Source organism: Phycicoccus elongatus Lp2 (assembly GCF_000367525.1).
GTDB classification, from domain to species: Bacteria; Actinomycetota; Actinomycetes; order Actinomycetales; family Dermatophilaceae; genus Phycicoccus_A; species Phycicoccus_A elongatus.
Map to the genome: position 1 here is coordinate 2,034,361 of NZ_HF570956.1, position 8,294 is coordinate 2,042,654.

General features: G+C 70.1%; 9 protein-coding genes and 1 pseudogene. 4 read left to right on the forward strand and 6 right to left on the reverse strand.

The genetic code is table 11. From position 1 onward, the window contains the following. Window positions 1-116: 116 nt before the first annotated feature. From BN10_RS09735 to serS, 3 genes are read right to left on the reverse strand one after another with little or no spacing between them, the layout of a single operon-like run. Window positions 117-797 carry a response regulator gene (locus tag BN10_RS09735; RefSeq protein ID WP_010851075.1) on the reverse strand — a complete coding sequence of 227 codons (681 nt, stop codon included), beginning with the start codon at window positions 795-797 and terminating at the stop codon, window positions 117-119. Next, on the reverse strand, window positions 790-2,193 hold the full coding sequence (locus tag BN10_RS09740; RefSeq protein WP_010851076.1) for a sensor histidine kinase: 1,404 nt from the start codon (window positions 2,191-2,193) through the stop codon (window positions 790-792). Before BN10_RS09740 ends, BN10_RS09735 begins: the two co-directional genes overlap by 8 nt. Window positions 2,194-2,241: 48 nt before the next feature. After that, window positions 2,242-3,507 (reverse strand): serine--tRNA ligase, encoded by a 1,266-nt coding sequence (gene serS, locus BN10_RS09745; protein ID WP_010851077.1) that lies wholly within the window; start codon window positions 3,505-3,507, stop codon window positions 2,242-2,244. A 109-nt stretch (window positions 3,508-3,616) separates the two neighbouring features. Here serS and BN10_RS17355 point away from each other — a divergent pair, with 109 nt between their 5' ends. Genes BN10_RS17355 through BN10_RS09760 form a run of 3 tightly spaced genes read left to right on the forward strand, consistent with a single transcriptional unit; the run spans window position 3,617 to window position 5,600 of the window. Then, a complete protein-coding gene (locus tag BN10_RS17355; protein ID WP_198014044.1) occupies window positions 3,617-3,814 on the forward strand; it encodes a hypothetical protein in 198 nt (65 codons plus the stop codon). Continuing rightward, entirely contained in the window at window positions 3,811-4,203 is a 393-nt protein-coding gene (locus tag BN10_RS09755) for a type II toxin-antitoxin system death-on-curing family toxin (RefSeq protein WP_010851079.1), read from the forward strand. Before BN10_RS17355 ends, BN10_RS09755 begins: the two co-directional genes overlap by 4 nt. Next, the gene (locus BN10_RS09760; RefSeq protein WP_010851080.1) at window positions 4,200-5,600 is read left to right on the forward strand and encodes an MFS transporter; all 1,401 of its coding nucleotides are present in this window, start codon (window positions 4,200-4,202) and stop codon (window positions 5,598-5,600) included. The genes BN10_RS09755 and BN10_RS09760 overlap by 4 nt, the downstream gene beginning before the upstream one ends. Before the next feature lie 80 nt (window positions 5,601-5,680). On the opposite strand, the gene BN10_RS09765 is transcribed toward BN10_RS09760, so the two are convergent. Beyond that, a complete protein-coding gene (locus tag BN10_RS09765; protein WP_010851081.1) occupies window positions 5,681-6,310 on the reverse strand; it encodes a LysE family translocator in 630 nt (209 codons plus the stop codon). 5 nt (window positions 6,311-6,315) lie between these two features. Beyond that, on the reverse strand, window positions 6,316-6,870 hold the full coding sequence (locus tag BN10_RS09770; protein ID WP_010851082.1) for a DinB family protein: 555 nt from the start codon (window positions 6,868-6,870) through the stop codon (window positions 6,316-6,318). A 48-nt stretch (window positions 6,871-6,918) separates the two neighbouring features. On the opposite strand from BN10_RS09770, the gene BN10_RS09775 reads away from it, so the two are divergent. Continuing rightward, window positions 6,919-8,025 (forward strand): diacylglycerol/lipid kinase family protein, encoded by a 1,107-nt coding sequence (locus BN10_RS09775; RefSeq protein WP_010851083.1) that lies wholly within the window; start codon window positions 6,919-6,921, stop codon window positions 8,023-8,025. A 2-nt stretch (window positions 8,026-8,027) separates the two neighbouring features. Here BN10_RS09775 and BN10_RS09780 read toward each other — a convergent pair. Continuing rightward, window positions 8,028-8,294 (reverse strand): annotated as a pseudogene (locus tag BN10_RS09780) (hypothetical protein); the annotation flags it as partial.

Here is an 8,294-nt window from a genome sequence, read left to right on the forward strand (position 1 = left end):
CCCCCCACATTTCCCAACCCAGTTCGTATGCCGGGTTGCCCGCAGGGTCGTATGCCGTGGGTCGCACCCATGCTCGGCCCGCGTCAGGTCTGGATCAGGACCCGGTGAGGACTCGGTCAGGACTGGGTCAGTCCATTCTCGTAGGCGAAGACGACGGCCTGGACCCGGTCGCGCAGGTGCAGCTTGGCCAGTGTGTTGGAGACGTGCGTCTTGACCGTGGCCTCGCCGAGGAAGAGTTCCTTGGCGATCTCGCTGTTGGACAGGCCGCGCGCCACGAGCGTGAGGACCTCGCGTTCGCGGTCGGTGAGGCGCGCCAGGGCCTCCTGCTCGCCAGTCGTGCGGCCGGTCGCGGCCCGGGGGGTCGAGTCACTCATGGCCGCGATGACGCGGCGGGTCACCTCGGGCGCGAGGAGTGCGTGGCCCTCGGCGACCGCGCGCAGCGCGTCGACCAGTTGCTCGGGGCCGGCGTTCTTGAGCAGGAAGCCGCTCGCACCCGCCTGCAGCCCGTCGAAGACGTAGTCGTCACGGTCGAAGGTCGTCAGGATGAGCACTTTCGCGAGGTCCTCGGCGACGATCGCCCGGGTGGCCTCGATGCCGTCCATGACGGGCATCTGGACGTCCATGAGGATGACGTCGGGACGCAACTCACGGGCCTTCTCGAGCGCCACCTGGCCGTTGGGCGCCTCACCCACGACGTCGACATCGTCCTCGACGCTGAGCATCATCGAGAAGCCGGAGCGCACCATGTGCTGATCGTCGACGATGAGGACACGGATCGTGGAACTGCTGTCAGACATGATTCTCCCCCAATGGAATTCGCACCCTCACTCGATAGCCGCCACTGGCTCGTGGCCCGATCTCGGCTGTCCCACGATGCGTCGCCGCGCGCTCACGCATCCCGAGTTGACCCATGCCGGTCCCGGACGTGCCCGACCTCGGCCGCCCATTGTCGACGATCTCGACCTCGGCATGGGGGCGCGGTCCGTCCTCGGTCACCCGCACGGTCACGCGTGCCGAACTCGCCGTCGAGTGCCGACTGGTGTTGGCCAGCGCTTCCTGGGCGACTCGGTAGAGCGTCAGGCTCACCGGCCCGCTGAGTCGGTCGATCGCGCCCGGGCTGCTCTCGACGATGTCGTATGCCGTCTGCACCCCCCACGCCGTGCGCTCGGCGACCAGCGCGGGCAGGTCGGCCAACCCCGGCTCGGGGCCGCGACCCTTGAGGCCGCGACCGGACACACCCTCGACGTCGGCCCCGGTCTCGGTCTCGGTCTCGGTCTCGGTCTCGATCGAGCGCAGGGTGCCGAGCAGACCGCGCATCTGCGTGACCGCTTCGCGAGAGCTCTCCTCGATCGCGCCGAGGGCGTCGGCTGCGGCCTCGGGCCGTTTGGCGAGGACCCGCCGCGCGGCACCGGCCTGCACGCCGATGACCGAGACGTGGTGCCCGACGACGTCGTGGAGTTCGCGGGCGATCCGCAGGCGTTCGTCGATGACGGCCCGTCGCCGGAGTGACTCGGCCTGCTCACTGATCGTCCTGGCCTGCTCGCCCAGCCGCGTGCGCAGGCGCGCGCTCCGCCAGGACACCTGACCGGCCGCGATCGCCCCGCCGAAGAAGAGCAGGTTGACGATGAGGGTGAGCGCAACGGCGGCCGGCACCGGCGGGAAGATCCCGGTGCGCGCCTTGCCCTTGGTGTGGTCCACGATCTCCTGGACGCTCGACCCGAGGACGAACTGCCACGCGATCCACAAGAACATGAAGAGCACGATCGCGCCGACGACCAGCCGCATGAGCCGGCGGTCAGGAGCCCACGCGACGGCCGAGAAGGTCGTGATGAAATAGACGATCTGGAGGGTGAACTGGCCCATCACCTCGGGCATCGTCACGCCGACCACGAACATGTGGGCCGCCCCGAGCGTGGCGACGGTCAGGGGCCACCGACGACGCCCCAGGAGGAGCACGGCGCCCAGCGAGACGGTGAGCCACTGGACCCATTTCGGGGCCGTGGTCTGGGTCAGTGAATCGACGCTGCGGACCAACTCGAGAGTGAACAGCCCCAGCAGTTCGACGGCGGCGAAGAGCACGAAGTCGCTGCGCGCGAGCGCGGGGGATGGTCGCTCCCAGTCGTCGCCGATCGCGAAGAACTCACCCAGCGACGCGCCTACGCGAGTGGGCAGCGAGAGGCGGGCGGACGGCATACGGCTCAGCCTAGGGACCACTGCGGGGGGTGGGCTCCCCCTCGCGAACTACTCCTTCGGGCGGAGGACGTCGAGGCCGACGAGTGGGCGCAACGCCTCGGGGACGACGACCGAGCCGTCGGCCTGCTGGTGGTTCTCGAGGATCGCGACGAGCCACCGGGTGGTGGCCAGGGTGCCGTTGAGGGTCGCGGCAACCTCATTGCCGGCCTTGCCCTTGAAGCGGGTGCCGAGGCGGCGCGCCTGGAAGGTCGTGCAGTTGGAGGTCGAGGTGATCTCGCGGTACTTGCCCTGGGTCGGCACCCACGCCTCGCAATCGAACTTGCGGGCCGCCGGGCCGCCGAGGTCGCCCGCGGCGACGTCGATGACGCGATAGGGCAACTCCATCAGGTCGATCATCTCCCGCTCCATGGTGAGCAGGCGCTGGTGCTCGGCCACGGCCTGCTCGGGGCGGCAGTAGACGAACATCTCGATCTTGTTGAACTGGTGGACCCTGATGATGCCCTTGGTGTCCTTGCCGTAGGACCCGGCCTCGCGGCGGTAGCAACTCGACTGACCGGCATACCGGATGGGGCCCTGCGAGAGGTCGAGGATCTCGCCCGCGTGATAGCCGGCGAGCGCGACCTCGGAGGTGCCGGTGAGGAAGAGGTCGTCGGCGGGAAGGTGGTAGACCTCGTCGAGGTGGTGGTCGATGAAACCGGCGCCGGCCATCGTCGTGCGGTTGACGAGGGTGGGCGTGATCATCGGGGTGAAACCGGCGGCGATCGCGCGCTGCATCGCCAGGTGCAGCATCGCCATCTCGAGGCGGGCGCCGACGCCCTTGAGGAAGTAGAAGCGCGAACCGGCGACCTTGGCGCCGCGGTCCATGTCGATCGCGTCCAGGGCGGTCGCCAGGTCGAGGTGGTCCTTGGGCTCGAAGCCCTCGGCCGCGAAGTCACGGGGGGTGCCGACCTCCTCGAGCACCACGAAGTCGTCCTCGCCTCCCGCAGGCGCGCCGTCGGCGACATTGCCGAGCTTGGTCATCAGGGTGTCGAGGTCCACCTGCGCGGAGCCGGCGGCAGCATCGAGTTCCTTGACGCGGGCCGAGAGGTCCTTGACCCGCGCGAGGATGGCCTGCTTCTCGTCGCCCTGGGCCCGGGCGACGTCCTTCCCGATCGCCTTCTGCTCCGCGCGGGCCGCCTCGAAGTCGGTGAGACTGGCCCGCCGGGCCTCGTCGGCCGCGAGGATCGCGTCGACCAGGCCCTCGTCCTCGCCCCGGGAGCGCTGGCTGGCGCGGACGAGGTCGGGTTGGTCACGCAGGAGGCGGATGTCGATCACGGCGCGAGTTTATCGGCGCGGTGCAAAGCCATTCACCGCTGTCGGACGCGGCTCCTGGGCTGGTGGTATCACTTCGATACCACCAGGGACTAGCGTGACGGTTGTGGCGATGACCTTGCGCACCGACGAGGAGCTGGACACCGCTCTCGAGGCGCTGTCCACCCACGAGGGCATCTCGAAGCAGGAGGTGGTCCGTCGCGCCGTGCTGGAGCGGGCCGAGCGCTCCAGCCTGCGCGCCGCGGTCGACGCCATCCTCGATGTCGAACTGGTCCGCTTCGCCGACGCGCTCGAGCGCCTCGGGCGATGATGAAGACCAGATTCCTCGACCTCGATCTGCTCATGCACATCGCCCGGCGGACGCTGGGCACGGTGGATGTGCGCGACGTGGGGTTGTTGGAGTCTGCGCTCGTCCGGCCGCGCAGCAGCGTCTTCGGACAGGATGCCTATCCGACCTTGGTGCTCAAGACCGCCGCCCAGACCCATTCGCTCGCCAGGAACCGTGCCTTGGTGGACGGCAACAAGCGACTGTCGCTGGCCGCGCTCACGGCCTTCGTCGGGGTCAACGGCCATCGGCTGGCCTTCACCAACGACGAGGCGTACGACGTCATCCATGACATCGCGTCGGGTGCCATCGACGAGGTCGCCGACATCGCCGCCCGCCTCCGGCTCGAATCACTCGGCAGGATGGCGTGGTGAGCGACTCCGGGTGGCGAGGGACGGCCCGGTCACGCGCCCGGGACCTCGGGAGGGGCATCGGGCGCGGCGGCCGGGCCGCCGCTCATGGAGTGGCCAAGGGGAGTCGGGCGACCAGTGCTCGCTTCCAACGCTTCGCCCGGGCCGACGGCGCCGACTCCTCCGGGTTGGCCCGTTTCGTCGAGCTGCACGGCGTCACGATCGCCGGCGATGCCGCGCTCACGGTCTCGCTCGCCGGCACCGTCTTCGCGATGCCGGTCGACGAGGCTCGCGGGCAGGTCGCCCTCTTCCTGCTGCTGACGATGGCCCCCTTCGTCGTCCTTGCGCCGCTCATCGGGCCGATCCTCGACCGCTTCCGCCACGGGCGTCGCTGGGCCATCGGGACGACGGTGGCGGTGCGCGCCTTCCTCGCCTGGGTGCTCGCCGGAGCGCTCGTCGACGACAGTGCCTGGCTCTTCCCGGCCGCTCTCGGGGCGCTCGTCGCCTCCCGGTCGTATGCCGTGGCGCGAGCCGCCGCGGTCCCCCGCCTCCTGCCGCCCTCGATGTCGCTGGTCCGGGCGAATTCGCGGATCAACATCGTCGGGATGATCGGCATGACGCTCGGTGGGGCCCTGGCCGGGGCGCTCTCGTGGATCGGCCCCGAGTGGTCGCTGCGCCTGGCCTTCGTCATCTACGTCGTCGCGACGGTGTTGGCCATCCGACTGCCGGCGGTCGTGGATTCCAGCCGTGGCGAGGCCGAGGTCGACGACCGGGTGCCCGATCCGGCGGCAGCGGCGACTCCCGCGAAGGTGCGAAACCGGATCCGGGTCCTGCCGCCGCTGGTCCGCTACACCCTGTGGCTGACCACCGGGGCCCGCGCCCTCACCGGATTCCTCACCCTCTTCCTCGCCTTCCTCATGCGCGAGCGACCGATCGAGGGATGGTCGGGGCCCGTCGTCCTCGGTGCCGTCGTCGCGGCAGCGAGCGTGGGGAACGCGCTCGGCACCCTCATCGGCAACCGCCGACGGTTGGCGCCACCGGAGGCGATCGCCACGGTCATGGCTGCCCTGGCCACCCTCACCTCCATCGCGGCGGCTGCGTTCTACTCCTTGGGGACGCTGGTGGCCCTCGGACTCGTGGCCGGGCTCAACAGCCAACTCGCCAAGCTCTCACTCGACGCGCTCATCCAGCGCGACATCCCCGACCACGCGCGCGCTCGCGTCTTCGCCTGGGTGGAGACCATGCTGCAGGCGGCCTGGGTCCTGGGCGGCGGCCTCGGGATCGCCATCCCGCTCGACCCGCGCCTGGGCTTCGGTCTCATCGCGACACTCCTGGTGGGCGCAGCGGTGGTGGCCGTGCGCTCCCGGGCGATGGGCGCCCACGGCGGGGAAACCGCGGTTGGTGCCGAAACTCACCAATAGTGCAGTTCCTGCAGGGGTCGGTGCCGAAACTCACCAATAGTGCAGTTTCTGCGGGTTCGGGGGTTGGGGGGAGACGGCCCCTAGGTCAGGACCAGCGTGACGGCCAGGACGATCATCATCGCCCCGCCCACCGCCGACATCGTCTCGAGCCGCTGCGGCGACGTCGCAAACCACTGCCTCGCCTTCCCGGCGATGATCGCGAAGGTGCCATCGCTGAGCACGGCGACGACGGCGAAGATCACGCCCAGGACGAGCATCTGCAGCCAGACCCTGCCCCGACCCGGGTCGACGAACTGGGGCAGCAGCGCCGCGAAGAAGACGATCGTCTTCGGGTTGGTCAGCCCGACAAGATAGCCGTCCCGCACCGCATGCAGGCTGGGTCGCGTCGAGGGGAGCGCCCCGGTGAGGGCCTCGGTCGCCTTCCGTCTGGTGACGATGGTGCGGATCCCCAACCAGATGAGATAGCCGCCCCCGACCACCTTCAACACCAGGTATGCCGTGGGGCTGGCCGCCAGCAGCGGGCTCAGTCCCAGCGCGAGGCCGGCGATCTGGGTGCTGATGCCGAGCACATTGCCCAGGACCGTGAGCAGCGCCTCCGTACGACCGGCCGACAGTGCTCGGCCGATGGTGAACAGCAGGCTCGGGCCGGGGATGAGGACGATGACGACGGCCGCCACGACGAAGGCGAGCAGGTGGGGCGTGGACGGCACGGGGGCTAGTGTGCCGCGCGCACATCCCAGAGGTGATGAGCCAGGTCGTGCAGGCCGTACTGCCCAAGGGTCAGGACGGTGAACTCCGAGCCGTTGCTGCGCACGCCGGGGCGATCCCACTGCTCACCCGACACACCGGCATACGACTCGACGTAGGCCTGCGCCGCAGCGGCGAGCTCACCGGCCACCACGTCGGGATCCGCACGCCGATAGGACTTTTCGATCGCGGTCGCGTCCTGGTCCCAGTTCGCGAAGCGCGGCGACTGCTCGGTGAGCATCAGCCGGGTCCGCTCGGCAAAGAGAGCGCAGACGTCGCGCACATGGCAGGCATATTCCAACGCGGACCAGACGCCCGGTGCCGGACGGTCGCGGACGTCCGCGCGGGCCAGGACCTTCGCCCACGGGCGAGTGAGGACGGCGATCGAGCCGGGGACCAGCTCGGGCCCGACGGCCGACGCCTCGAAGCCGCACTCCGGGCACGGCCGGGTCAGGGTCCAGGTCCAGTCCTTGTCGTCGGGGACGATCTCGCCGGACGGGATCTGGTCGTTCGCGTCGCTCATCGTCCGAGGATAGGTTCCCCTCAGGAGGGGTGCGATAGCGTTCCCATCGTGGGACCGGAGTGGCTGCGATACCTCGCCATCGGCGTCGGCATCGTTGCCGTCGCCCTGCTCGTGCTCATCGTCATGGCGATCCGCAACGACCGCCGCGGGGCCAGTGGTCGTCACGCCCGGACCCGCCCCCCGCGCGACTCCTTCCGCCAGGTCGACGACGAGCCACCGGCGCCCCCGAAGCGGGCGGCGATCGTCGTCAACCCCACCAAGGTCGATTCCGTCGATGACCTCCGGGCGTCCTTGACGGCCCTCATGGCCGCTCAGGACTGGGCCGAGCCCCTCGTGCTCGAGACGACGGCGGAGGATCCCGGACTCGGCCAGACGAGGGCTGCGCTCGAGGAGGGCGTCGACCTCGTCTGCGCGATGGGCGGGGACGGCACGGTGCGCGCCGTGGCCGAGGTCCTGAGTGGCACGACGATCCCCATGGGGCTGCTCCCGGCCGGCACCGGAAACCTGCTGGCCCGCAACCTCCTGCTGCCCGCGGACTCCTTGGAAGCGGCCGTGGCGGTGGCCACCGGTGGCCGCAACAAGCACATCGACGTCGGTTGGATCAGCCTCGACGGTGGCGAGCGACGGGCCTTCCTCGTCATGGCCGGCATCGGCTTCGACGCGCACGTCATGGAGGCCACGAGCGAGCAGTTCAAGGCGCGCGTGGGCGTCGCGGCCTACTTCGCCCAAGGGGCCAAGCACATCTTCCGGCCGCGCTTCACCACGACCTTGGTCATCGACGGTGGAAAGCCGATCACCTGCAAGGCGCGCACGGTGCTGGCCGGCAACTGTGGCCGCCTCACCGGCGGCATCCAGCTCATGCCGGACGCAGTCATCGACGACGGTGAGCTCAACGTCGTCGCGATCACGGCCAAGGGCATCTACGGGATCGCCGGCGCCGCGACCCACATCCTGGCCCGCAAGCCGGAGAGCCACGCCCAGCTCGACCGGTGGACCGCACGGCGGCTCGAGGTGGGGGTCGAGGAGCCCCAAAAGGTCGAGATCGACGGCGATGTCATCGGCGAGACCTCGTCCGCGCTCATCGAGATCGAGCCCCGCAGCCTCATCGTGCGGGTCTCGACCGCGGTGCCGGCCACGCCGTCGCCGACCGCCTGACCTCAGCGCGGCAGCGTCAGCCGGCAGGCACCCGGCAGCGCAAAGGGCTCGAGACCCACCGTTCCCTCATCCCGACCAAGGGCTCCTCGGATACCTTCGACGAGCCCGTGGTGCACCGAGCAGATGACATCGGGATTGGTCGTCGCGGACTCGAGGATCGGGCAGGTGCGCAGGCGCACCTCGTCGCCGGGCCCGACCTCCGGGCCGAAGCCGAGGTCGGTGAGCACCCCGAGGACGGTATGCCGCGCGCTCGCCGCCGAGGCCGGCCG

Excerpts from the sequence above, each read along its gene's own strand:
- BN10_RS09735 (WP_010851075.1), bottom strand. The coding sequence starts at position 797 with ATGTCTGACAGCAGTTCCACGATCCGTGTCCTCATCGTCGACGATCAG.
- BN10_RS09770 (WP_010851082.1), bottom strand. The coding sequence starts at position 6,870 with ATGAGCGACGCGAACGACCAGATCCCGTCCGGCGAGATCGTCCCCGAC.
- BN10_RS17355 (WP_198014044.1), top strand. The coding sequence starts at position 3,617 with ATGACCTTGCGCACCGACGAGGAGCTGGACACCGCTCTCGAGGCGCTG.
- BN10_RS09740 (WP_010851076.1), bottom strand. The coding sequence starts at position 2,193 with ATGCCGTCCGCCCGCCTCTCGCTGCCCACTCGCGTAGGCGCGTCGCTG.
- BN10_RS09755 (WP_010851079.1), top strand. The coding sequence starts at position 3,811 with ATGATGAAGACCAGATTCCTCGACCTCGATCTGCTCATGCACATCGCC.